This is a genomic window from Leifsonia sp. NPDC102414, from assembly GCF_044765685.1.
Lineage (GTDB): Bacteria > Actinomycetota > Actinomycetes > Actinomycetales > Microbacteriaceae > Leifsonia.
Genome location: NZ_JBIWKN010000001.1, coordinates 22,286 through 46,001, shown reverse-complemented (window position 1 = coordinate 46,001; position 23,716 = coordinate 22,286). Strand labels below are relative to the sequence as shown.

Sequence of the window (23,716 nt, the reverse complement as noted above, 5' to 3'; positions counted from 1 at the left end):
CCGGTCCACCGCATCCACGTGGTGTTACTCGGAGACCGTCAGGCCCTGCTTCTTCAGCTCCGCGACGGTCTTCTCCTGCGCGGTCTTCAGAGCGTCGGCGATGGTGCCCTGCCCTGCCCAGGCTTTGCCGAGGCCGTCGTCGAGGTCGGCGGCGGTCTTGGTCATGACGGGGCCCCAGGTCCAGTCCTGGTTGACCTTCGGCGCCGCCTTGGCGAACACGTCGAAGATCTTCTGGCCGCCGAAGTACGGGTCGCCCTCCGTGAGCGCCGGCAGGTCGGTCAGCGCCGTCGCGGCCGGGTAGAGGCCCGCCTTCTGCACGAGCGTGTTGTACGTGTCTTTGTCCGTGCTCAGCCAGTGCGCGAACTCCCACGCGGCCTTCGGCGTCGAGCAGCCCTTCAGCACGGCGGTCGCCGAGCCTCCTGCGTTGCCGACCTGGTCGTCGCCCGCCGACCACTGCGGCATCGGGGCGACCGCCCACTTGCCTGAGCCGTCCGCCGCGCCGCCCTTGATCACGCCCGCCTGCCAGACGGCGCCGACCACGGTGGCGATGCTGCCGTCGCCGAGGCCGGTGTACCAGGCCTGGTCGTACATCGGCGCGCTGCTGATCAGGCCTTCGGAGACGAGGCCCTGCCAGTAGTCGGCGACCTTCTTGTTGGGGTCGGACGCCATCGTCACCTTCCAGGCGTCACCGTCCACGTCGAACCACTTGGCGCCGGTCTGCCAGGCGAACCCCGCGTAGTCGTAGTCGAGGTACGGCGACGAGATGAACTTCTTGGGGTCGGACGCGTGGATCTTCTCGGCGTCCGCCTTGTACTCGTCCCAGGTGGTCGGAGCGGTCAGGCCGAGCGAGTCGAACAGCTGCTTGTTGTAGAACAGCCCCATCGGGCCGGTGTCGACGGGAGCGCCGTACACCGCATCCCCGATGCTCACCGAGCTCCAGGCCGCCGGCTGGAAGTCCTCTTTGTCATCGTTCGCATACTGCGAGACATCGTCGAGTGCGCCCTGCGCCGCGAAGCTCGGCAGGGTCTCGTAGCCGACCTGCGCCAGGCACGGGGCGTTGTTCGCCGTGACAGCGTTGAGCATCTTCTGGTACCCGCCCTTGGAGCCCGGCTGCACCTCCTGGTACTTCACCGTGACGTCCGAGTGCGAGGCGTTGAACGCCTTGACGGCGTCGGCGTAGCCAGGCGCCCAGCCCCAGAACGTGACCGTTGCCTTGCCGGACTCTGACGAGCCGGTGCTGCCGGAACACCCAGCGAGCGACATCAGGCCGAGCGCGATCGCCCCCGCCGCGCCCGCCATGCGGATTGCTGCTGACTTCTTCACTGCCTCTCCTTTGATCACAGACACCCTTCAGCGGGTTCGAGATGTGAGTGTCGCATAGAATTGATAGCGATAACAACTCATTCACTCGAATTGATCGGAAACGCCCTGAAACTGCGCGAACACGCAGATGCGCCCGCTATCATCGAGACCATGAGCAGCACCGAAGCGCGGGATGCGGCAGCGAAGCCGCCCGGCATGACAGACGTCGCACGGGTGGCCGGCGTCTCCGCCCAGACCGTCTCGCGGGCGCTCAGCGGCCACCCCAACGTGCAGGAGAAGACCCGCGCCAGGGTGCTCGCCGCCGTGGAGCAGCTCGGCTACCGCAAGAACAAGGCGGCCGGCATCCTGTCGTCCGGGCACAGCAGGACCATCGGGATCGTGCTGCTGCAGACCAACTCGTACTCCCGCATCGCCGTCACCGCCGGCCTGGAGCAGGCCGCCCGCGACGCCGGATACGCGGTGAGCGCTGCCACCAGCCCGTCGCTCGAACCGGTCGCGATCGAGGACGCGATGTCCCGCCTCGCCGAGCAGAACGTGGAGGGCATCATCCTCGCCCTCCCGCTCATCCAGGTGACCCGCGGCATCGAAGAGCTCACCAAGGCCATCCCGACCATCACCATCGACGGTTCGCGCACCTCATCCACCGAGGTCGTCGCCGTCGACCAGTCCCAGGCGGCCAAGCTGGCGACGCAGCACCTACTCGACCTCGGCCACGAGACCGTCTGGCACGTCTCCGGGCCGACGGAGTGGCTGGATGCTGTCAGCCGCAGCGAAGGCTGGCGCAGCACCCTGGAGGCCACAGGCATCACGCCGCCTCCCGAGCTCAAGGGCGACTGGTCGCCGGCCTCCGGCTACCAGAACGGTCTCATCCTCGGCCGCATCCCGGACGTCACAGCGGTGTTCGTGTCGAGCGACGAGATGGCGTTCGGTGTGATCCGCGCCTTCCACGAGCTGGGCAAGCGCATCCCGGAGGACGTCTCCGTGGTCGGCGTCGACGACATCGCCCTCGCGGAGTACTGCTCGCCCTCCCTCACGACCGTCGCCCAGCCATTCCCGGAGATGAGCCGTCTGGCCGTCGCCCACCTCCTCCGCTATATCGCCGACCCTGGCACCACCCTCGCGCCGGCCTCCGTCGAGCCCCGTCTGATCGTCCGCGCATCCACTGCCGCAGCACCCCACTGAGCCGCTAGAGTGCGGTCGTGAGGATGCGACGGGTGGGGTCGGTTGTCGGTGCTGTCGTGGCTGTGGCCGCTCTGGCGGGATGCACGGCGAGCGCGGGGACGGCGACGACGCCCACTCCCGCATCCACTGGGCTGAACACCGATCCGGGAGCGGATGCCGGCGTCCCGATCGCGGACGGCGCCATCGCGGCCGCGATCGACAAGCTGCCTGCGCTCGCGTCGTCGATCCTGTCGCAGAGCGGCGTTCCCGGTCTCGCGGTCGGCGTCACGTACCAGGGCAGGACCGTGTTCGCCCAGGGGTTCGGCGTCCGGGAGGTGGGCACGCAGGACGCCGTCGACGCCGACACCGTGTTCCAGCTCGCCTCGCTGTCGAAGCCGGTCGGCGCGACGGTCGTGGCCGACGAGGTCGGCAAGGGCACCGTCTCGTGGACCACGCCGGTCGCGAAGAACCTGACATCGTTCGAGCTGGCCGACCCGTACGTGACGGACCACGCGACCATCGCCGACCTGTACGCGCACCGCTCCGGCCTGCCTGACCACGCGGGAGACGATCTCGAGGAGCTCGGCTACGACCGCGCGGAGATACTGTCCCGCCTGCGCTACCTGCCGCTCGACCCGTTCCGTGCTCAGTGGACGTACACCAACTTCGGCATCACCGCCGCCGCGCAGTCCGTCGCAGACGCCGCGGGCACCGACTGGGAGACGCTGTCCCAGAACGACATCTACGGCCCGCTCGGGATGTCGTCCACCAGCTCCCGGTTCTCCGACTACATCGCCCACACGGACCGCGCCGTTCCGCACGTTCTCGTGGACGGCCAGTACGAGGCCAAGTACCAGCGGCAACCGGATGCGCAGTCGCCGGCCGGAGGCGTCAGCTCGTCCGTCAACGACATGACGAAGTGGATGGCGATGGTCCTCGACGGCGGGCGGTACGGCGGCCACGAGATCGTCTCGGAGAAGGCGCTGCTCCCGGCGATCTCGCCGCAGATCGTCACCGGCCCCGTCGCGAACGCCGAGACCCGCCCCGGGCAGTACGGCTACGGCTTCAACGTCGGCGTCGCCGCATCCGGCCGCACGACCGTCAGCCACTCCGGCGCGTTCGCGCTCGGCGCTGGAACGAACTTCGTCCTGCTCCCGTCCGCAGACCTCGGCATCGTCGTCCTCGTGAACGCCGCGGCGAACGGCACGGCGGAGACCCTGGCCATGCAGTTCCTCGACCTGGTGCAGTACGGCGCTCCCTGCACGGACTGGGGAGCGCTGTACCACGACGCGTTCGCCCACCTGGATGCGCCGATCGGCGACCTGGCCGGCCGGGCTCCTCCCGCATCCCCTGTCCAAGCAGCACCGCTCAGCGCGTACGTCGGCACGTACCAGAACCCGTACACAGGACCGGCGACCGTCGCCGACACCGGGGGGACGCTCACGGTCACCCTCGGCCCGAAGAACACGGTCTACACGCTGAAGCACTGGACGGGCAACGAGTTCGTGGCTCCGCTCGACAGCGAGAACGCGCCGCCCGGCTCCGTCTCCTCGATCGCCTTCTCTCCTCCGGCGGAGGGCAGGAGCGCGTCGTTCGTCTTCGAGCGCTACGCCACAGAAGGAGTCGGCACCTTCACCCGCTGACCGCCATACTCAGCAGGCACGCGCGGCGGGCAGACTCACCGGGCAGCCTCAGCCTGCAGCCCCGGTGATCGTGTTCAGCGCGAGCACGATGATCAGCCCGTTGAAGAAGAAGCTGATCACCGAGTGCCAGACGATCGTCCAGCGCACCCTGGTGGACAGCACTTCCACATCGGAGGCGGCGAAGCTGGTCCCGACCGTGTACGAGAAGTAGACGAAGTCGACGATCCGCGGATGCTCGGTGTTCGGGAACCGGAACGGCGGCTCCTCCGCCGCGTAGTAGCGCTGGTAGTACACCTGCGCGAAGCCCCAGTGCAGGAAGCCCCACGACAGCAGCATCGCCCAGACCCCCACGACGTCGATCAGGGAGCCGACGGTCGGATCGTTGTGCAGCCCGAGCACGGAGAACGCCGCGAACAACCCGATCAGGCTCGACAGGATCGTGGCCGTCAGGGAGACGACCCTCGCCACGCGGCTCACCTCGATGCGCGTCGGCCGGTGCCCCGGCGGAGGCGGAGGACGCTTCGCCAGCCGGCCGAGAACGATCAGCGTCACGGCCTCGTAGAGCGTTGCGATGCCGCACCAGACAGCGAGGAGGATGAGGAACGTGGCATCGTCGTCGTCGGCGGCGATGAGCAGCACTCCGAGCACGATCATCCCGAGCTGGGCGATCAGACTGACGACGAATCCGACCACGACGAGCGGTCTCGTCCCCTCGACGGCGCCTTCACCCGGCTGTGCCTGCATTTCTGGATGCTACCGCGCGCCTGTGGCGGTCCGGCGGTTTCCGCGCTGGAGGGGCAGGATGGACGTGTGGAACCCCTCGAAGTGGTGGCAGCCGTCCTCGTGCGCGACGGGCGCGTGCTGGCGTGCCGCCGCGCGCCCGGCAAGGATGCGGCCGGCCTCTGGGAGTTCCCAGGCGGCAAGGTCGAGACCGGAGAGACGCCGGAGGCAGCCCTGGTGCGCGAGATCCGTGAGGAGCTCGGCGTCGGCATCCTGGTCGGCGAGCTGATCGACCGCAGCGTCACGGAGTCGGGCGGCCGGTCGATCGACCTCGCCTGCTATCGCGCGGAGCTGACTGGCGAACTGCCGTCGCGCAGCACGGACCACGACGCGCTCCTCTGGGTGCGCACGACCGAGCTGGCGGCGCTGGAGTGGGCAGCGGCAGATGTGCCGGCGGTGCGCATCCTTACCGCCTGACCGAGCTGCCGACGCCGCCGGACAATAGCCATGTGCATCCTGCACCCGTCACGCGCCGATCAGTGCACTCTGCACATCGCGCGGGGATGGGTGGCGACATAACCTGTTCGCCAACCCCCACCCCCGTCAGAAGGACACTCCATGGCACGCACAGCACCTGCCGACGACTTCGCCCTCAGCCGTGTCTCTCCCGATGCCCGGAAACCCTGGTTCGGCATCGCGGTGCAGCGCTTCGGCCAGGTCTCCGCCCTCTCGCAATTCCTGCTCGGCGCCACCCTCGGCTACAGCATGACGTTCGGCGAGGCGGCGCTCGCGCTGCTCCTCGGCTCTGTGATCCTCGAGGTGATCATGTGCATCGTCGGCATCATCGGGCAGAAGGAGGGGCTGAACACCGCGCTCCTCGCCCGCTGGACAGGGTTCGGCGAGATCGGCGCATCCCTGGTCGGACTGGCCATCGGCATCAGCCTGATCGGCTGGTTCGGCATCCAGAGCGCCATCTCCGCCCAATCGCTCGACGTGCTGATGCCCGGCGTCATGCCGATCTGGTCGTGGAGCCTGATCTTCGGCCTTGCCGTCACGGCCATCGTCAGCTTCGGCTTCGTCGGGATGCAGTGGCTGGCCAACATCACGGTGCCGCTGTTCCTGATCCTCGTCGGCTGGTCCGTCATCAGCGAGCTGACCAAGCACTCTTTCGGCGACCTGCTCACCTCTCCGGCCCCCGGCCCGACCATGAGCGTCTGGGCGGGCACCGGCATCGTCGCCGGCGGCCTCATCGTCGGCGCGATCATCACGGCGGACATGACCAGGTTCAACCGCTCGAAGGCGGATGTGGTCAAGCAGACCGTCGTCGGCGTCAGCCTCGGCGAGTTCGTGATCGGTCTCGCCGGCGTCCTGCTCGCCCACGCAGCGGCCACCGGAGACATCGTCGCCATCGTGACGTCGTCGATCGGTTTCGTCGGCCTCATCATCGTCATCACCGGAACGCTGAAGATCAACGACTGGAACCTCTACTCGTCCACCCTCGGCCTGGTGAACTTCATCTCCACCGCGTTCTCGAAGAACCTCAACCGCGTCACCACCACCATCGTGCTCGGCGTGGTCGGCTCCATCCTGGCCGCGGCGGGCATCCTGTCGCAGTTCACCGGCTTCCTCATCATCCTCGGCGTCGCCTTCCCTCCCATCGCGGGCATCATGGTCGCCGAGTACTTCTTCGTGCGGCGCTGGCGCGGCGAGCTCGACGAGACCCGCGCATCCGGCCGGCTGCCGCAGACCGCTCCGCGGTTCGTGCCTGCGACCATCGTCATCTGGATCATCTCGGCCGTCGTCGGCTACTTCGTCACCTGGGGCATCCCCGCCCTGCTCTCGCTCGCCCTCTCGATCGTGCTCTACACGATCGCGGGCAAGCTCGGCTGGGTGCGCGGCGTCGGCCGCGCCACCACTATCCAGCCTGCGCTGGACGAGGCTCAGGGCGACCCGGCGACGAGCGAGCGGGTCGGCGACCAGCCGGGCGAGCAGTCCGGAGCGCTCCCCAGCACCAACTGACCATCGGCAGCACACGCACCACCAGCACCACGAAGAAAGCGGGAAGTATGCATATCGGCATCGACGTCGGAGGAACCAACACCGACGCAGTGCTCATGGACGGCAAGCAGACGCTGGCCGGCACCAAGAACTCGACCAGCCCTGACGTGACGACCGGCATCGTCCAGGCCATCGAATCACTCAGGGCGGCGCAGCACTTCGACGGCGCCGACATCAGCGCGGTGATGATCGGCACGACCCACTTCATCAACGCGCTGGTCGAGGCGAAGCGCCTCGCCCCGACGGCGGCGCTCCGCCTCGGCCTCCCTGCGACGCGCGCCCTCCCTCCGTTGGTGGACTGGCCGGAGCCGCTCAAGCAGGCGATCGGCGCACGCGGCTATCTGGCGCACGGCGGCTACGAGTTCGACGGACGCCCCATCTCCCCGCTCGACCCGGAGGAGCTGACCCGCCTGGCGGTCGACATGGCGGAGAACGGCGTGCGCTCCGTGGCCATCTCGTCGGTGTTCAGCCCGGTCAACCACGACCTGGAGACCCGCGCGGCTGCCATCATCGCCGAGACGCTCGGCGACGACGTCGCGATCTCGCTCTCCCACGAGATCGGCCGCATCGGCCTGCTCGAACGCGAGAACGCGACGATCATCAACGCCGCTCTCCGCGAGCTCGCCTCGGAGATCGTCGACGGCCTCACCGCCGCCGTCCGCGCACAGGGCATCGACGCTCCGATCTTCCTCAGCCAGAACGACGGAACGCTGATGGACGAGGACTACGTGCGCCTCTACCCCGTCGCCACCTTCGCATCGGGGCCGACGAACTCGATGCGCGGCGCCGCCCTCACCAGCGGGCTGGACACCTGCGCCGTGGTCGACATCGGCGGCACGACGGCCGACATCGGCCTGCTGGTCAACGGGTTCCCCCGCGAGACCGCCAACGAGGTCAAGGTGGCAGGGGTCCGCACCAACTTCCGGATGCCGGACGTGCTGTCCATCGGCATCGGCGGCGGCAGCATCGTCGACCTGGAGACCGGAGAGGTCGGCCCAGAGTCGGTCGGCTACCGGCTCAGCACGGAGGCGCTGGTCTTCGGCGGTTCCACCCTCACCGCCACGGACATCGCGGTCGCCGCCGGCCGCGCCCGGATCGGCGACCCTGCGCTCGTCGCGCACCTCGACCCCGCCTTCGTCGCCCGGGTCCTCGACAGGATCGCCGAGCGCGTCGCAGAGGCCGTCGACCGGATGCGCACATCGCCGGACCCCATCCCCGTCGTCGCCGTCGGCGGCGGCTCCATCCTGCTGCCGGACGAGCTCCCGCTGTTCGGCACCGTGCACCGCCCGGAGAACTACGCCGTCGCCAACGCGATCGGCGCATCCATCGCCCAGGTCGGCGGCGAGATCGACAAGGTGTACGCCATCGAGCCCGGCCGGCGCGAGCAGGCCATCGCCGAGGTGCGCGCGGAGGCCGTCGACAAGGCCATCGCCGCCGGAGCATCCCCGCAGTCCGTCGCCATCGTCGACTTCGACGAGGTTCCCATCCCATACCTGCCGGGCAACGCCACCCGCATCAGGGTGAAAGCCGTCGGCGACCTGGACATGGGGGTGCGGGTGTGAGCTGGACACTGACCGCCGACCTCGTCCCCGCCCTCGCCCGCGGCGCAGCCGTCCTCGGCACCGGAGGAGGAGGCGATCCGTACATCGGCTCCCTGCTGGCGAAGCAGGCGCTCGCCGAGCACGGCGAGGTGACCGTCGTCACCCTGGACGAGGTGCCGGACGACGCGCTCGTGCTCACCGTCGCCATGATGGGCGCCCCGACCGTGATGGTCGAGAAGCTGCCCAGTCTGGATGAGGTCATCGCGCCCGTGGCCGCGCTCGGCACCTACCTGGGCCGCCCTGTGACCCACATCGCCTGCGCGGAGGTGGGCGGCGTCAACTCCACCATCCCGGTCGCGGCCGCCGCAGCGCTCGGCCTTCCGCTGATCGACGGCGACGGCATGGGCCGCGCCTTCCCCGAGCTGCAGATGGTCCTCCCCACCCTCTACGGCGTCACCGCCTCCCCGCTCGCGTTCAGCGACGAGAAGGGCAACGTCGGCGTGCTGCAGACGGTCGACAACCACTGGACGGAGCGCATCGCCCGCGTCGCCTGCGTCGAGATGGGCTGCTCCATCATGATCTCCGGCTTCCCGATGGAGGGCGCCGTCGCCCGCGAAGCGCTCGTGCCAGGCTCGCTGCAGCACTGCATCGCCATCGGCGCCGGCATCGCGGACGCACGAGCCGCCAAGGAGGACGCCGTCGGCCGCACCGTCGAGCTGCTCGGCGGCCGCGAGTTCTTCGCAGGCAAGGTGGTCGACGTGCACCGCGGGACCACCTCCGGGTTCGCCAGAGGCACCGCGCGGATCGAGAATCCGAGCTGCACTCTCACGCTGTCGTTCCAGAACGAGCATCTGATCGCGGAGGCGGACGGCGAGGTCCTGGTGACCACCCCGGACCTCATCATCGTGCTCGACCACGACTCGGGAGAGCCGATCACCACCGAGGGCCTGCGCTACGGTCAGCGGGTGCGGGTCGTCGCCGCGCCGAGCGACCCGCGCTGGCACTCCGCAGACGCTCTCGCGATGGTCGGCCCTGGCTACTTCGGCTACGACGTGCCGTCGCACCGCTTCGACGGCACGCAAGAAGCGGCGGTAGCCGCGGAGCCGGCGGAGGCGACGGCATGAGCTGGCAGTTGACTGCGGCCGACCTGCCCGACCTCGCCCGCGGAGCGACCCTCCTCGGCACCGGAGGAGGAGGTGACCCGTACATCGGCACGATGCTGGTCGAGCGCGTCCTCGGCGACGGCTCGATCACCATCCTCGATCCCGACGAGCTCGCTGACGACCTGTTCGTCATCCCGACCGCCCAGATGGGGGCTCCGACGGTCATGATCGAGAAGATCCCCGCCGGCACGGAGCCCACCCTCGCGCTGCGCACGCTCGAGGAGCATCTCGGCAGGAAGGCCGACGCGACCATGCCGATCGAGTGCGGCGGCATCAACTCGATGATCCCGCTCATCGTCGCGGCGGAGACCGGGCTGCCTGTGGTGGATGCGGACGGCATGGGCCGCGCATTCCCCGAGCTCTCCATGGAGACTTTCGCCGTCTACGGCGTGCACGGCTCCCCGCTCGCCCTCGCAGGAGAGCGGGGCGAGCGGGTGATCATCGACACGGGAGACGACGACAGGCAGATGGAGTGGCTGGCGCGCGGCGTCACCATCCGGCTGGGCGGCGTGGCACACATCGCCGAGTACGCGATGACAGGAGCCGACGTCAAGCGCACCGCTGTCCCGCGCACCCTCTCGATGGCGCTCGCCATCGGCCGCGCCATCCGCGAGGCCAGGGAGGAGCACCGGTCGCCGTTCGCTGCGATTGCGAGCACGCTGTCGCCGACCCTGTACTCCGAGGTCCGCGAGCTCTTCACCGGAAAGGTCACCGACGTCGAGCGGCGCACGACGGAGGGCTTCGCGAAGGGCCGCGCGACGATCACCTCCCTGGACGGAGACGACGACACGCTGGAGATCCGCTTCCAGAACGAGAACCTCATCGCCCACCACGGCGACGAGGTCGTGGCCATCGTCCCCGATCTGATCTGCGTCGTCGACGTCGAATCGGGAGAGCCCATCACGACCGAGGGTCTGCGCTACGGCCAGCGCGTCCGCGTGCTCGGCATCTCCACCCCCGAGATGATGCGCACGCCGGAAGCGCTCGCCGCGTTCGGGCCGAGCGCGTTCGGTCTCACCGAGCCGTTCGTGCCGGTCGAATCCGCGCCCGTCTACGCTTGAGGCATGGCGAGAACCCTCGAGCACGGCGACCTGCCGTCGCTGGCCAGGGGGTTCTCGCTGCTCGGCTCCGGTGGCGGAGGCACGACGACCATGCTCGAACTGATGCTGGCGGACGCGGACTGGCCGCTCACCGTGCATCCGGTCGCCGGGCTCGATCCAGCCACTCCGTGCATCGCCGCGGCGTTCGCGGGGTCGACGTATCTGCTGACCGAGCGCATCCCAGGCTCCGACCCGTTCGACGAGCTGATCACCGCCGCTGAGCGCTGGACGGGCGTTCGCGCTGGCGCTGTCTGTCCGCTGGAGGGCGCGGGCCTGAATGGGCTGACCCCGCTCACTCTCGCCGGCCGTCTCGCCCTGGTGGATGCGGACTTCATGGGTCGCGCGCTCCCCCGGCTCGACCAGTTGTCGCTGTTCATCGACCGGGTGCCTGGAACGGTCACGGTCTGCGGGTCCGGCGCTGGAGGCGTCGTCCTGATCGAGACCGACCGCGCAGCGGACGTCGAGAGCCTGGTGCGCGGCGCGATCGTGCAGGCCGGCGGAGCGGCCGGTGTCGTGGTCGCCGGGTTCACCGTGGGCGATCTGATCGAGCACGCAGTGCACGACGGCTACGAGCGGGCGCTCGAACTGGGGACGGCGTTCGACGCGGCGGCGGCCGCACCGCTCTCCGAGCTCGCGGGACGCCTCGGCGGCCGGATGCTCGGCACGGGACGCGTCGCGGCCGTCGAGGCTGCACCGTCCGACGCGTACTCCTCCGCCGTCGAGGTGACAGCCGACGACGGAGCGCTCCTGCGCCTGGTCGCGCGCTCCGAAGTCCTCGCCGTGCTGCGCGACGGATCGCTGGAGGCGGCCTCCCCCGAAATCATCGTCACGATCGACTCGATCTCCCGCGACATCCTCCAGGTCGACGGACTCTCCATCGCGCGCCACGTCGCACTCATCGCGCTGCCTGCGCCCGCCTGGTGGACCGAGCGCCCAGAGCGGCTGCGGCAGGTCACGCCCTCCGCGTTCGGCATCGACGGGCTGGATGCGGCATGAGCCAGACCATCGACCTGGGCGCCCTGCTCGCCCACCCGGCCAACGGCGGCCTCCGCCCGGTCGCCGCCGCCGATCCCGCCACCGTCTGGCACGACGTCGTCGTGGCCTCCGGCGAGTCAGGGCTTCCTGCCGATGGGGCAGGCGGCGCGGACGCCGACCTCGCCATCCTCACCACGGAGCCGCCATCAGCGCCGTGGCAGCAGGATGCGCTGATCCGCCGCATCCGGGATCGCGGCTACCTGGCGCTCGCGATGCCGAACGCCGACCTGTTCGGCGTCGGCAGTCGCGTGCTCGCCGAGCGCGTGGGACTCGACCTGCTGCACGTCGACGATCCGATGGCGCTCGCGAAGGCCTGCTGGCTGCTGCTGGAAGGCCGGGATGCGCTGACCCTCGGCTACGTGCGCCGGGTCGCGCAGTCGATCGAGTATCACGCGGTCGGCCTCGCCGACCTTCTGCGGCACCTGTCGGCGAGTGTCGGCCACGGGATCGCCCTGATCGACGCGGAAGGCGTGCTGCTCCAGTCGGGAGGCACGCTGCCTGCCGCGGTGCACGCCGCGATCGACTTCGGCCCGTGGCTGGACACGGTGACTGTCGACGATGGTTCTGCGGCATCGGTGCACGTCGACAGCCCCAGCCGGGCAGGACTCCGGCTGGCGTTCTTCGGCACCGGCCTGAACGCCGTGCAGTTGACGGCGCTCGCTGTCGCGGCAGAGGTCGCCATGCCCGCCGTTGCGGCGCGCATCCTGATCGACGAGGTCGCCGACGTCAACGACGCCGCCGTGGCCGCCGACCTGCTGCGCGACTTCCTCGAACAGCGCGACACCAGGGATGCGGAACGCGAGCAGCGGATGCTCGACCGCGGCTGGCGCACGGCCGGCTACCACCTCGGCTTCCGCATCGTCGGGCGCACCAGGGTCGACACCTTCCAGCTGCTCCGCTTCGTGACGCGAGAGCTCGCCGCCGTCCCAGCAGACTCGCACGTCGTGACGAGCGGTCGCGGCGTGACCGGCTGGCTGAGCTTCGCAGCTCCCCCGGCGCCAAGCCAGGTCGATGCCGCGGTCTCCGCCCTCCGCTCCCTGCACACCGCTGCCCGCCGCTCCTTCAACGTCGCCACCGGCGTCGGCTCTGTGGAGAGCGGTTCGGCAGGGCTGGCGACCACCATCGACGGCGCTGCCGACGCCGCACGCATCGCGGTGAGCCGGTCGGCGACCGGCTGGTTCGTGCGCATCGACGCCCTCGGCCTGGAACAGCTCCTGCTCTCCTGGACGGAGAACGACACGTTCGTGCCGGCAGCCCAGTCGCTGCTCGGCCCGCTCATCTCCCGCGCCCCTGAGCTGCTGGAGACTCTGACCGCCTACCTCGACCACGAATCGGGCATCGCAGCGACCGCCGACGCCCTCCACCTGCACAGGAACACCGTCTCCACCCGCATCGCTCGCGCCCAGGACCTCCTGGGGCTCGACCTGTCCGATCCGGAGACCAGGCTGGCCGTGCACCTGGCCTGCCGGGCGGTGCGCCAGAGCGCCGACAGCACGAGCACCAGCACCAGCACCAGCACCAGCACCACCAGAGGAGCCACCCCGTGAGAGCCATGATCTACGACCGTTTCCGCGGCCCCATCGAGGTGCGCGAGGTCCCCGACCCCGTCGCCCCTCCCGGCGGCGCGATCGTCAGAGTCGGCGCATCCGGTCTCTGCCGCAGCGACTGGCACGCCTGGGCGGGCCACGACGACTCCGTGCACCTGCCGCACGTGCCAGGCCACGAGTTCGCAGGCACCGTCGCCTCGGTCGGAGAGGGCGTGACGGGCTGGCGCGTCGGCGACAGGGTGACGACGCCGTTCGTCAACGGCTGCGGCGTCTGCGAGTGGTGCCGCAGCGGGCAGGCGCAGGTCTGCCCCGACCAGACCCAGCCCGGTTTCACCCATTGGGGCTCGCACGCCGAACTGGTGGCGGTCCGTGCCGCCGACCTCAATCTCGTCGCCGTGCCCGATGCGCTGGACGACGACGCGGCCGCGAGCCTCGGCTGCCGCTTCGCCACCGCCTATCGGGCGGTGCGCTCGCGCGCGGCCGTGCGGGATGGCGAGTGGGTGGCCGTCTACGGCGCAGGCGGCGTCGGCCTGAGCGCCGTGATGATCGCCGCGGCCATCGGCGCCAGGGTGATCGCCGTCGACCGCACCCCCGCCGCCCTCGCCCTGGCGGCGAGCCTCGGGGCAGAGCACGTCGTCGCAGCCGGTGATTCCGCTCCGGCCGCCATCGCCGAACTGACCGGAGGAGGAGCGCACGTGAGCATCGATGCGGTCGGCGCGGCCTCCACGAGCACGCACGCTGTCCTGTCGTTGCGCCGCCGCGGCCGCCACGTGCAAGTCGGCCTGCTGTCCGCCGACCAGCTCCCCACTCTCCCCCTCGACCGCGTCATCGCCTGGGAGCTCGACATCCTCGGCAGCCACGGGATGTCCGCCGCCGACTATCCGGGGATGCTCGATCTCGTCGCCACCGGAGCCCTCCGCCCGCAGGACCTTTTGGCCGGCGCTGTCACCCTGGAGACCGGCGCGACCATGCTTCCACAGGCAGACACGGCGTCCCCGACGGGGATCACCGTCGTGCATCCCGGCTGAGGCAGCGCCGTCCCCCCCGGACGCGGCATGATGTCGGTATGCACCTCGCCGACATCACCCCGCCGACCACCCAGGCCGCCCGCGCCGCATACGAGTTCTCCGCTGAGCGCCAGTCGCCCGCCATGCTGAACCACTGCATCCGGTCGTGGCTGTGGGCCGTCGGCTTCGCCGAGCTGGACGGCAGGGACGACGCCGACCGCGAACTCCTCTACGTCGCCGCACTGCTGCACGATCTCGGGCTGGTCGAGGAGTTCGACAACGTCACGCTCAGCTACGAGGACGCCGGCGGCCACGTCGCCGCAGCGCTCACCGCGGGCGCTGGCTGGCCCGCCGAGCGGCGGCAGCGCGTGCACGACGTGATCGTGCGCCACAACTGGCCGTCCGTCGACCCCGCGCTGGATGTGGAGGGCAACCTGCTCGAGATCGCCACAGGACTCGACATCTCCGGCTTCCGCGCGGACGACCTCCCGCTCGCGTTCCAGGAGGAAGTGCTCGCCGCCTATCCCCGGCTCACTCTGGCTGCCGAGTTCGGCGCGTGCGTGACCGACCAGGCTGCCCGCAAGCCGACGACGCAGGCCGCCCGCATCGTCGCCAACGGCGTCGAGCGCAAGCTCGCGGCCAACCCTCTCGAGTCCCGCGGACCGCGCCCGTAAGGTCCATCAGCCTGGGCTGCTATGGTTCGCACACCGGCACCGAGCCGGTTTTCAGGGAAGACGCCTCGTGAACGTCGAGCCGATTGCGGCTCCGCCTCGAACCCGTCGCCTCCTCTGTGCTATCAGAGGAGCATCCCCATGCCCGCGTCCCTCCCTGCTCCCACGTCCGCCGTCGTCTACTGCGAGGGCCTGTTCGCCGAGCAGGACGGCAAGACCGCGAACGGACTCGTCCGGCACTCGGAGCGCTACCGGATCCTCAGCGTGGTCGACAGCCGTCACGCGGGAGAGGACTCCGGACTCGTGCTCGACGGCGCGGCCAACGGCATCCCGGTGCTCGGCTCGATCGCCGAGGCGATCGCTCACGCCGGATTCGTGCCGGGCACCCTGATCGTCGGCATGGCTCCGGCAGGCGGGATGCTCTCCGCCGGTCACCGCACCGCCCTCCTCGACGGCATGTCCCGCGGCATGAACCTCGTCAACGGCCTGCACGAGTTCCTCGACGACGAGCCGGAGTTCGCTGCCGCCGCCCTGCTCGCCGGCGTCACCATCGAGGATGTCCGCCGTCCCAAGCCGAAGAGCGAGATGCACCTGTTCTCCGGCCGGATCTTCGACGTCACCTGCCCGCGCATCGCCGTCCTCGGCACGGACGGCGCGGTCGGCAAGCGCACCACGAGCACCCTGCTGGTGCAGGCGCTGAACGCTCGCGGCATCAGGGCCGTGATGGTCGGCACCGGCCAGACCGCCCTCATCCAGGGCGCCAGGTATGCGGTCGCGCTGGATGCGAGCGTTCCCCAGTTCCTCTCCGGAGAGGTCGAGAACGAGGTCGTCGCGGCGTTCGAGAACGAGCAGCCGGACGTCATCGTCGTCGAGGGCCAGGGCGCGCTCAGCCACCCGGCCTATCTGACGAGCGCGTACATCCTGCGCGGCAGCCGACCGGATGCGGTCATCCTGCAGCACGCGCCGGCGCGCGTCATGCTCGACGACTTCCCGATGATGCCCGTGCCGTCCGCCGCGCAGGAGATCCGGCTCATCGAGTCGTTCGCCGCCACGCGCGTCATCGGCGTCACGATCAACCACGAGAACATGACGGACGCCGAGGTCACCGCGGCCATCGACGCCCACGAGCTCGAGCTCGGCCTTCCCGCGACGGACCCGCTCTCCCGCCCGCTGGACGCGCTGGTCGACATGGTGCTGACGGCGTTCCCCGAGCTGGAGCACACCAGCCCCGCCTCCGCGGCCGCCGCCGCGACGCCCGGCGCCACGCACTAGCGCCCGAACAGCGTCCTGAGCATCCCCCAGAGGCCGCGTCGCCTGCGCGGCGCGGCGTCGGGGGCAGCCGTCACGGTGTCGAGGAAGCCGACCCCGCACTGCGGGCACTCGACGATCAGCTCGTGCACGGCGAGCCCCGCTCCGTAGTACGGGTTGCGCACGGCGTTCGCCTCGGCGCCGCACGACGGGCATGTCGCGCTCGCTCCTCCGCTCCCGGCCTGCATCCTTCCATTGTGCGTCACCGGGCGGCGTTCCGGCTCAGGGCGCTGCCTGCTCAGCCGAGCGTGATGGTGACCGTCTGGCTCTTCGAGGCCGCTGAACCCTCCGCAGGATCGACGGCGGTAACGCGCAGATCGGCGTCCGACTTCCCGTTCCCGTTCCCGCCGGAGTCCGGTTTCTTCACGGTCACGTTCGTGAACCCTGCGGCGGTCAGCGCTGCTTTCGCCTCGCTCTCCGTCTTGCCGATCAGGCCGCCCGGGATGCTCGCCGACTGCCCGTTGCTGACCTGCACCGTCACCGAGCTGCCCTTGTTGGCGGAGGTCCCCGCCGCAGGGTCAGTGCCTGCGGCGGTGCCGGCCGGCTGCGACGAGTCCACAGGCGTGCTGTCGATCGTCGCGTCCAGCCCGAGCCCCTGCAGGAGGGTCTGGGCTTCTTGCGGGGACTTGCCAGACACATCCGGGATGGTCACCTGGTCGCCGTAGAGCACGGCGTTGGTCGGCTTCGTGAACGCGCTGCCGCCGTAGAGGCCGTCGATGGCGCTGAGGATCGGCTTCGCGATCGAGAACTTCACGTCGCCGCCGCCGATCCCGTCGAAGTCGAGGCTGCGCAGCGGCGTCGAGCCGGACACGTTGCCGACCCAGGTGGCCGTCGACACCTTGCTGGTGGAGGTGACGAGCCAGTTCTGCAGCGAGTCGTCCGTCGTGCCCGTCTTGCCCATGATGGGCGTCCCGTCATACGGGTTGGCGCTCTCGGCCGTTCCTCCGCCGCGCATCACGCCCTGCAGCGCGTACGTCACCCCGGCGGCGATGTTCGGCTGGAGGCCCTGCGTGCAGGTGGTCGGGCTGACCTTGTGCGCCGAGCCGTCCGCGTTCACCACCTTGTCGATCGCGACCGGCGTGCAGACCACGCCGTTGTTGGCGATGCCTGCGTATGCGGTGGCCATCGTCAGCGGAGACAGGTAGTTGACGCCGAGGATCATCGACGGAACAGAGGTCAGCGGGTTGCTCGACGACGCAGGATGCACGCCCAGCGCCTTCGCGGCGTTCAGGATCGAGCACAGGTCGATCTGGGTGCCCATCTTGGCGAACGCGGTGTTCACCGATTCGGCCGTCGCGGCCATCACGGAGAGCCTGCTCGCCGAGCCTTCGTCGTTGGTGACGGGCCAGTCCGGCCCGGTGATGTCGGCGCAGCTGTTGGTGAAGTCGGACGTCGGGAAGTCGTGCTGCGACGCGTTGATCGTGTCGTACAGGCTGTTGCCCGCTTCGAGCCACGCGGCGAGGTCGAACGCCTTGAACGTGGACCCGGTCTGGAAGCCCTGGGACCCTCCGTACGCCTCGTCGGTGTTGTAGTTCACCGCCGTCGTGCCGTCGATCGGCTGATCGGTGTTGTTGAACGCCCTGTTCTCGACCATCGTCACGATCCTGCCCGTGCCGAGCTCCATCGAGACGTTGGATGCGCCGAGGTCGATCCCCGCCATCGACGGCGGGATGTACGAGCTCAGCGACTGCTGCGCCACCGCCTGCAGGTCGAGGTTGAGGGTGGTGTAGATCTTGAGGCCGCCGCGGTTGAGCGTCGCCCAGCGGTCGTCGGCGGTCGCGCCGTACGCCGGGTCGTTGAGCACCACATCCCGCACGTAGTCGCAGAAGAACGCGGCGTTGTACTGGGAGGCGGACGCGCATCCGGAGGTCGTCGGCGTGATGGTCGGCTGAATGGGCGTCTTCTTGGCCACATCCCGCTCCGCTGCGGTGATCTTGTGGTTGATCTCCATGCGGTCGAGCACGTAGTCGCGCCGTTCCTTGGTGGCCTTGTACCCGTTCGCTGCGCCGTTGTCCTTGTTGTCCGGCTCGTCGATGCGCAGGTTGGCCGGGTTGTTCAGAATGGCGGTGAGCGTCGCGGCCTGCGGAAGGGTGAGCTGCGCTGCCGTGGTGTTGAAGTAGTAGTGCGCCGCGGCCTGGATGCCGTAGACGGTGCCGCCGAATCCGACGACGTTGAGGTAGCCGAGCAGGATCTGCTGCTTGGAGTACTTCTTCTCCAGCCCGACTGCGTATCGCATCTCCTGCACCTTGCGCTGCAGGGTGACACCGGCGGCGTCGGCATAGCAGGCCTTGAGCTTCTTCTCGTCGGTGAGCGCGTCGCAGCGCTCGACCTCGACGTTCTTCACGTACTGCTGCGTGATCGACGAGCCGCCCTGCACGGAGCTGCCGCTCACGGTCGAGAGCGCACCGCGGACGGTGCCGAGCAGGTCGACGGCGCCCTCCTGATAGAACCGCGGATCTTCGGCGGCGACGGTGGCGTCCTTGACGGTCTGCGCCACGTCGTTCCAGCCGACGTCCTGCCTGTTCTGCGCGTAGAACGACGCGATCGGAACATCCACGCCGCCCTTCTTGGCGAAGACGGTGGTGTTCTGCGCGAACGGCTGGATCTCGAGGTTCGACGGCAGCGCCTCGAACGCGTTCGACGCGGCGGCGGCCGCTTGGCCGACTCCCAGGAAACCGGGAAGGACGAACGCCGATGTCAGCACCGCTGCGATGAGCGCGACGACCCCGAACTGCATGATCAGCCCCGCGCGAGACCGCGCAGGCCGGATCTCGTAGCGCCGCAGCGGGTCGAAACGTCGCGAGAATGCGGCGAACCGCGGGCGGTCACGGAGCGGCGGTCGGGTAGGCATCGGTCCAGCGTTCCACCGGAACACTAAGAAACCTCTGACGCGTGCTGCCGAATGCTGTCGTTCTTCACAGACACGGGATGTGCGGCACTCAGGTTGGCTGCGCGTCCTGCGATCGCAGTTTTCGATCAAGCAGTGTGAACCGGTCGTCCGATTTTGTCCCCAGTTCGAGTGTGGTTCGGGCCGTGACAGCCCGTTTCGATTCGGCGACTCGCTAGCCTCTGAGTGACTTTACAGACGGAGGAACCATGGATTTCGCTGAAGTTCTGGCCGCGCTGGCGCTCAAGGTGAGGAACCAGCGCGACGCGATCCAGACCGAAGAGGCCACCAAGAACGCATTCATCATGCCGTTCATCTCGAACGTGCTCGGCTACGACGTGTTCAACCCTCTCGAGGTCGTGCCGGAATTCACCGCGGACGTCGGGATCAAGAAGGGCGAGAAGATCGACTACGCCATCATGCGGGATGGCGAAGTGCAGATGCTCATCGAGTGCAAGAAGTCGAATGAGAGCCTCAAGATCGAGAACGCATCGCAGTTGTACCGCTACTTCGCGGTGACGAATGCGCGCATCGCGGTTCTCACCAATGGCGAGACCTATCACTTCTACACTGACCTCGACGCTCCCAACCGGATGGATGCGAAGCCCTTCCTGGTCCTCGACCTCCTCGATGTCGACGAGACGCTCATCCCGGAGCTGCGCAAGCTGACCAAGGACGCCTTCGACCTCGACTCGATCATTAATGCAGCCGGAGAGCTCAAGTACATCGGGCAGATCAAGCGCGCGCTGGCATCGCAGTTCCGCGAGCCGGACGACGACTGGACACGCTTCTTCATCGGCCGCGTGTACGACGGTTCGATCACTCAACGCGTGCGCGAGCAGTTCGCACCCCTCGTGGCCAAGGCGACGAAACAGTTCCTCAACGATCAGGTCAATGAGCGCCTCAAGACGGCGCTCGGCGGATCGAACTACGCGCCCATCGAGCCAGCACCAGACGATGCAGTCACGAGCCAACCGCCCGCTCATGACGACCTCGACCGCGACACCGAGATCGAGACGACGCTCGAAGAGCTCGAGGGCTATCAGATCGTCAAGGCGATCGCGTGCAGCGAGGTCAAGCCACAGCGGGTCGTGCACCGGGACTCGAAGTCGTACTTCGCGATCCTCCTCGACGACAACAACCGCAAGCCGATCGCACGTCTCCACTTCAACGGCAAGGCGAAGAAGTACATCGGGTTGTTCGACGAGGAGAAGAACGAGACGAGGCACGAGCTCGGTTCGCTCGACGAGATCTATGCACACGCCGCACACATCCGCGACACCGTCAGGCATTTCGCGGACAAGTAGCTCGACTCCGACGCGCGTCACCCGGGCTGGGGTCTGGAGCCGGCGTCTCCGCGTTCCCTAGAGTGAGGCGGCATCCACACTCAGGGGGAACCGTGACAACACCCGCACCCGGCTGGTACTCCGATCCGGCGGACGGCAGGATGGTGCGCTGGTGGGCGGGCGACGGATGGACGGAGCACGTTCGTCCGTTCCCTGAGCCTGCGCCTGCGCCGCAGCCTCCGAACCCGGCGTTCGGACAGCAGTACCAGACAGCGCAGCCCTCTTGGCAGCAGACAGCGCAGCCCACATACACGCGCGAGCCGCGCATGACGATCGCTCGTGGCGAGAAGGATCGTCAGGTCCGTCGTAACAACCCGATGGCCTACCTGGGGCTCGTCTTCTCCCTGCTCGGGCTCATCGTCAACCCGTTCGCGATCCTGAGCATTCTGGGCATCGTGTTCTCCTCGATCGGCTGGGCAAAGTCCGGTGAGCTGTCCTCCGTCGTCCGATACTCAGGCAAGGTCACGGCCATCATCGGGGTGATCCTGGGGGTCGCCACCCTTGCGTACTTCGGCTGGACGTTCTCCCGCGCGTTCGTCTGACCGCGCCGCATCACGCAGAAGAGGCGGTGACCCCGTCCGGGATCACCGCCTCTTCTCACCCCCGTCGCGCGGGGGCAGAGCCGCCGCTTACGCCGCCGCCCGCATCCACTCGCCCGCACGCGCACCGGCGGTCACGCGGAGCTCGTCGCCCTGCGCATCCACCGTCACCGTGCCGCCGTCCGTCAGCTCTCCGCTGACCATCAGCTCGGCGATCCTGTCGTCGATCTCGCGCTGGATCACCCTGCGCAGCGGTCGCGCTCCGTACTCCGGCTCGTAGCCGGCGTCCGCGATCCAGGCGACCGCCGCGTCCGTCGCGTCGAAGGAGATGGAACGGGAGCCGAGGCGGCCGGAGGTCGCCGTCAGCAGCAGGCGCACGATGTCGCGCAGCTGCTCTGCGTCGAGCTTCCTGAAGAGCACGATCTCATCGATCCGGTTCAGGAACTCGGGCCGCATTGCTTCGCGGAGCTTGCCCATCACCCTGTCGCGCAGGTCCTTCTCCGAGGCGAAGCCGGCCGCGGAGGCGTCTCCGCCCACCGGGACGAAGCCGAGGGCACCGCTGCGGGATGCGAGGAACTCCGAACCGAGGTTCGACGTCATGATGACGACCGTGTTGCGGAAGTCGACCGTGCGTCCCTGACCGTCGGTCAGGCGTCCGTCGTCGAGCACCTGCAGCAGCAGGTTGAACACGTCGGGGTGCGCCTTCTCGATCTCGTCGAACAGCACGACCGAGTACGGGTTGCGGCGCACGCGCTCTGTGAGCTGTCCTGCCTCGTCGTAGCCGACGTATCCGGGAGGGGCGCCGACCAGGCGGGCGACCGTGTGGCGTTCGCCGAACTCGCTCATGTCGAAGCGCAGCATCGCCTTCTCGTCGCCGAACAGGGAGGAGGCGAGCGCCTTCGCGAGCTCTGTCTTGCCGACGCCGGTCGGGCCGAGGAAGAGGAAGCTTCCGACGGGGCGGCGCTCGTCTCCGAGGCCGGTGCGGTTGCGGCGCACAGCCTTGGCGACCGCGACGACCGCGTCGTCCTGGCCGATCACGCGCTCGTGCAGCTCGGATTCGAGCTTCGCCAGGCGCTCACGGTCTGCTTCTCCGATGCGGCTGACCGGGATGCCCGTCGCCCGAGAGATGACCGCAGCGATCTCCGGCTCCCCCACCACCGCATCCGGTCGCGGGCTTGAGCCGAGCTCGTCGAGTGAGCGCTGGACGCCCTCGATCTCGTCGCGCAGGCGCGACGCCTCCTCGTAGTGCTCTGCCGCGACGGCGGAGTTCTTCTCCGCTTCGAGGGTCGCGAGCGTGCTCATCAGCGCTGTCGTGTCGACGCGCTTGCCGAGGCGTAGGCGGAGGCGTGCCCCCGCCTGGTCGATCAAGTCGATCGCCTTGTCCGGCAGGAAGCGGTCGGAGACGTAGCGGGCGGACAGCTCGACGGCGGCGCGGATCGCGTCGTCGGTGTACTGCACCCCGTGGTGCTCCTCGTACGCTCCGCGGAGCCCCGAGAGGATGAGCACGGCGTCCTCGACGCTGGGCTCGCCGACCGTCACCGGCTGGAAGCGGCGCTCCAGCGCCGGGTCCTTCTCGATGCGGCGGTACTCCTTCAGGGTCGTCGCACCGACCAGGTGCAGGTCGCCCCTGGCCAGCCGCGGCTTCAGGATGTTTCCCGCGTCCATGCCGCCGGACTCACCGGAGCCGCCTGCGCCGACGACGGTGTGCAGCTCGTCGATGAACACGATGAGCTCGTCCGTTCCCGCGCTGATCTCGTCCATCAGGTTCGTCAGGCGCTCCTCGAAGTCGCCGCGGTAGCGGGTTCCCGCCACCATCCCGGCGAGGTCGAGCGCGACGACGCGCTTGTCGCGGAGCTGCTCCGGCACGTCGCCCGAGACGATCGCGCTGGCCAGCCCCTCCACGATGGCGGTCTTGCCGACGCCGGCCTCACCGACCAGCACCGGGTTGTTCTTGGTGCGGCGGGACAGGATCTCCACCGTCTGCTCGATCTCGTCGAGGCGGCCGATCACCGGGTCGAGCTTGCCGTCGCGGGCGAGCTGGGTGAGGTCGGTGCCGAACCTGTCGAGCATCGGAGTGGTGGATGCGTCAGCACCGTCGTCCTGCGCGTCCTGTCCTGCGGCGCCCGCACCGACCGTCGCGGTCTGGCGCATGGCCGAGGTGAGCGCATCCGGTGTCACACCGGCGGCCTGCAGCACCTGCCCGGCCGGGGCGTCCTGCACGATCACGAGGGCGAAGAACAGGTGCTCGGGGTCGATGTACGTGGAACCCGATGCGCGGGCCACCTGGTACGCGTGGAACAGCGCCCGCTGGGCGGACGGGGTGATGGATGCGGCGTCCGCGTCGACGGGGTCGCCCGTGCGCGGGAGCCGCTGCTCAGCCGCGGCGGCGACCGCCTGCGGGTCGGCGCCGATGCGGCGCATGGCGTCCGCGGCGGGCTCCTCCGTCGCCATGACGCGGAGGATGTGCAGGGCGTCCAGCTCGCTGTGGCCGTGTTCGAGCGCGAACCGGCCGGCCTCGGCGAGGGTCTCCTGCGTGCGCCGGCTCAGGAACCGGCTGATGTCGATGGAGCGCGCGGTACGCGCACGCTCACCCGCGAGGTAACGGGCGAGGAACTCGTCGAACGAGTTGCCGCCGTCACTGTCGGGAGTGAAGTCTTCGGGCACGAA

General features: G+C 69.2%; 19 protein-coding genes. 14 read left to right on the top strand and 5 right to left on the bottom strand.

Annotated elements, in window-relative coordinates:
* Positions 1 to 24 precede the first annotated feature (24 nt).
* Positions 25 to 1,323, bottom strand: coding sequence for an extracellular solute-binding protein (locus ACIRCZ_RS00200; RefSeq protein WP_402848334.1), 1,299 nt, complete (start codon positions 1,321 to 1,323; stop codon positions 25 to 27).
* A 150-nt stretch (positions 1,324 to 1,473) separates the two neighbouring features.
* Here ACIRCZ_RS00200 and ACIRCZ_RS00195 point away from each other — a divergent pair, with 150 nt between their 5' ends.
* Positions 1,474 to 2,505 (top strand): LacI family DNA-binding transcriptional regulator, encoded by a 1,032-nt coding sequence (locus ACIRCZ_RS00195; RefSeq protein ID WP_402848331.1) that lies wholly within the window; start codon positions 1,474 to 1,476, stop codon positions 2,503 to 2,505.
* A 23-nt stretch (positions 2,506 to 2,528) separates the two neighbouring features.
* Complete coding sequence (locus ACIRCZ_RS00190; RefSeq protein ID WP_402851577.1) at positions 2,529 to 4,127, top strand: serine hydrolase; 1,599 nt, start codon at positions 2,529 to 2,531, stop codon at positions 4,125 to 4,127.
* A 48-nt stretch (positions 4,128 to 4,175) separates the two neighbouring features.
* On the opposite strand, the gene ACIRCZ_RS00185 is transcribed toward ACIRCZ_RS00190, so the two are convergent.
* Positions 4,176 to 4,871, bottom strand: coding sequence for a DUF1345 domain-containing protein (locus ACIRCZ_RS00185; RefSeq protein WP_055891798.1), 696 nt, complete (start codon positions 4,869 to 4,871; stop codon positions 4,176 to 4,178).
* A gap of 66 nt (positions 4,872 to 4,937) precedes the next feature.
* Between ACIRCZ_RS00185 and ACIRCZ_RS00180 the strand changes: the two genes are divergently transcribed.
* The 10 genes from ACIRCZ_RS00180 (at position 4,938) to ACIRCZ_RS00135 (ending at position 16,241) form a co-directional block, all read left to right on the top strand.
* Positions 4,938 to 5,324, top strand: coding sequence for a (deoxy)nucleoside triphosphate pyrophosphohydrolase (locus ACIRCZ_RS00180; protein WP_402848328.1), 387 nt, complete (start codon positions 4,938 to 4,940; stop codon positions 5,322 to 5,324).
* A gap of 141 nt (positions 5,325 to 5,465) precedes the next feature.
* Positions 5,466 to 6,866 carry a purine-cytosine permease family protein gene (locus ACIRCZ_RS00175; RefSeq protein WP_402848325.1) on the top strand — a complete coding sequence of 467 codons (1,401 nt, stop codon included), beginning with the start codon at positions 5,466 to 5,468 and terminating at the stop codon, positions 6,864 to 6,866.
* A gap of 47 nt (positions 6,867 to 6,913) precedes the next feature.
* A complete protein-coding gene (locus tag ACIRCZ_RS00170) occupies positions 6,914 to 8,467 on the top strand; it encodes a hydantoinase/oxoprolinase N-terminal domain-containing protein (RefSeq protein WP_402848322.1) in 1,554 nt (517 codons plus the stop codon).
* The gene (locus ACIRCZ_RS00165) at positions 8,464 to 9,570 is read left to right on the top strand and encodes a DUF917 domain-containing protein (protein WP_402848319.1); all 1,107 of its coding nucleotides are present in this window, start codon (positions 8,464 to 8,466) and stop codon (positions 9,568 to 9,570) included. Before ACIRCZ_RS00170 ends, ACIRCZ_RS00165 begins: the two co-directional genes overlap by 4 nt.
* The gene (locus ACIRCZ_RS00160) at positions 9,567 to 10,670 is read left to right on the top strand and encodes a DUF917 domain-containing protein (RefSeq protein ID WP_402848316.1); all 1,104 of its coding nucleotides are present in this window, start codon (positions 9,567 to 9,569) and stop codon (positions 10,668 to 10,670) included. Before ACIRCZ_RS00165 ends, ACIRCZ_RS00160 begins: the two co-directional genes overlap by 4 nt.
* 3 nt (positions 10,671 to 10,673) lie before the next feature.
* A complete protein-coding gene (locus ACIRCZ_RS00155; protein WP_402848313.1) occupies positions 10,674 to 11,705 on the top strand; it encodes a DUF917 family protein in 1,032 nt (343 codons plus the stop codon).
* Entirely contained in the window at positions 11,702 to 13,291 is a 1,590-nt protein-coding gene (locus ACIRCZ_RS00150) for a PucR family transcriptional regulator (RefSeq protein WP_402848310.1), read from the top strand. The genes ACIRCZ_RS00155 and ACIRCZ_RS00150 overlap by 4 nt, the downstream gene beginning before the upstream one ends.
* Positions 13,288 to 14,319, top strand: coding sequence for a zinc-binding dehydrogenase (locus tag ACIRCZ_RS00145; protein WP_402848307.1), 1,032 nt, complete (start codon positions 13,288 to 13,290; stop codon positions 14,317 to 14,319). The genes ACIRCZ_RS00150 and ACIRCZ_RS00145 overlap by 4 nt, the downstream gene beginning before the upstream one ends.
* 38 nt (positions 14,320 to 14,357) lie before the next feature.
* Positions 14,358 to 14,972: an HD domain-containing protein gene (locus ACIRCZ_RS00140; protein ID WP_402848304.1), complete on the top strand. Its 615-nt coding sequence runs from the start codon at positions 14,358 to 14,360 to the stop codon at positions 14,970 to 14,972.
* 138 nt (positions 14,973 to 15,110) lie between these two features.
* Positions 15,111 to 16,241 (top strand): DUF1611 domain-containing protein, encoded by a 1,131-nt coding sequence (locus ACIRCZ_RS00135; RefSeq protein WP_402848301.1) that lies wholly within the window; start codon positions 15,111 to 15,113, stop codon positions 16,239 to 16,241.
* Here ACIRCZ_RS00135 and ACIRCZ_RS00130 read toward each other — a convergent pair.
* On the bottom strand, positions 16,238 to 16,465 hold the full coding sequence (locus ACIRCZ_RS00130) for a hypothetical protein (protein WP_402848299.1): 228 nt from the start codon (positions 16,463 to 16,465) through the stop codon (positions 16,238 to 16,240). The genes ACIRCZ_RS00135 and ACIRCZ_RS00130 overlap by 4 nt on opposite strands.
* A gap of 50 nt (positions 16,466 to 16,515) precedes the next feature.
* Positions 16,516 to 19,128 (bottom strand): transglycosylase domain-containing protein, encoded by a 2,613-nt coding sequence (locus ACIRCZ_RS00125; RefSeq protein ID WP_402848296.1) that lies wholly within the window; start codon positions 19,126 to 19,128, stop codon positions 16,516 to 16,518.
* Positions 19,129 to 19,373: 245 nt separating this feature from the next.
* On the opposite strand from ACIRCZ_RS00125, the gene ACIRCZ_RS00120 reads away from it, so the two are divergent.
* Complete coding sequence (locus ACIRCZ_RS00120; protein WP_402848293.1) at positions 19,374 to 20,471, top strand: type I restriction endonuclease; 1,098 nt, start codon at positions 19,374 to 19,376, stop codon at positions 20,469 to 20,471.
* A gap of 92 nt (positions 20,472 to 20,563) precedes the next feature.
* The gene (locus tag ACIRCZ_RS00115) at positions 20,564 to 21,052 is read left to right on the top strand and encodes a DUF2510 domain-containing protein (protein ID WP_402848291.1); all 489 of its coding nucleotides are present in this window, start codon (positions 20,564 to 20,566) and stop codon (positions 21,050 to 21,052) included.
* An 87-nt stretch (positions 21,053 to 21,139) separates the two neighbouring features.
* Here ACIRCZ_RS00115 and ACIRCZ_RS00110 read toward each other — a convergent pair whose 3' ends face one another.
* Positions 21,140 to 23,713, bottom strand: a complete 2,574-nt coding sequence (locus ACIRCZ_RS00110) for an ATP-dependent Clp protease ATP-binding subunit (RefSeq protein WP_402848288.1) — start codon at positions 23,711 to 23,713, stop codon at positions 21,140 to 21,142.
* Positions 23,714 to 23,716 lie beyond the last annotated feature (3 nt).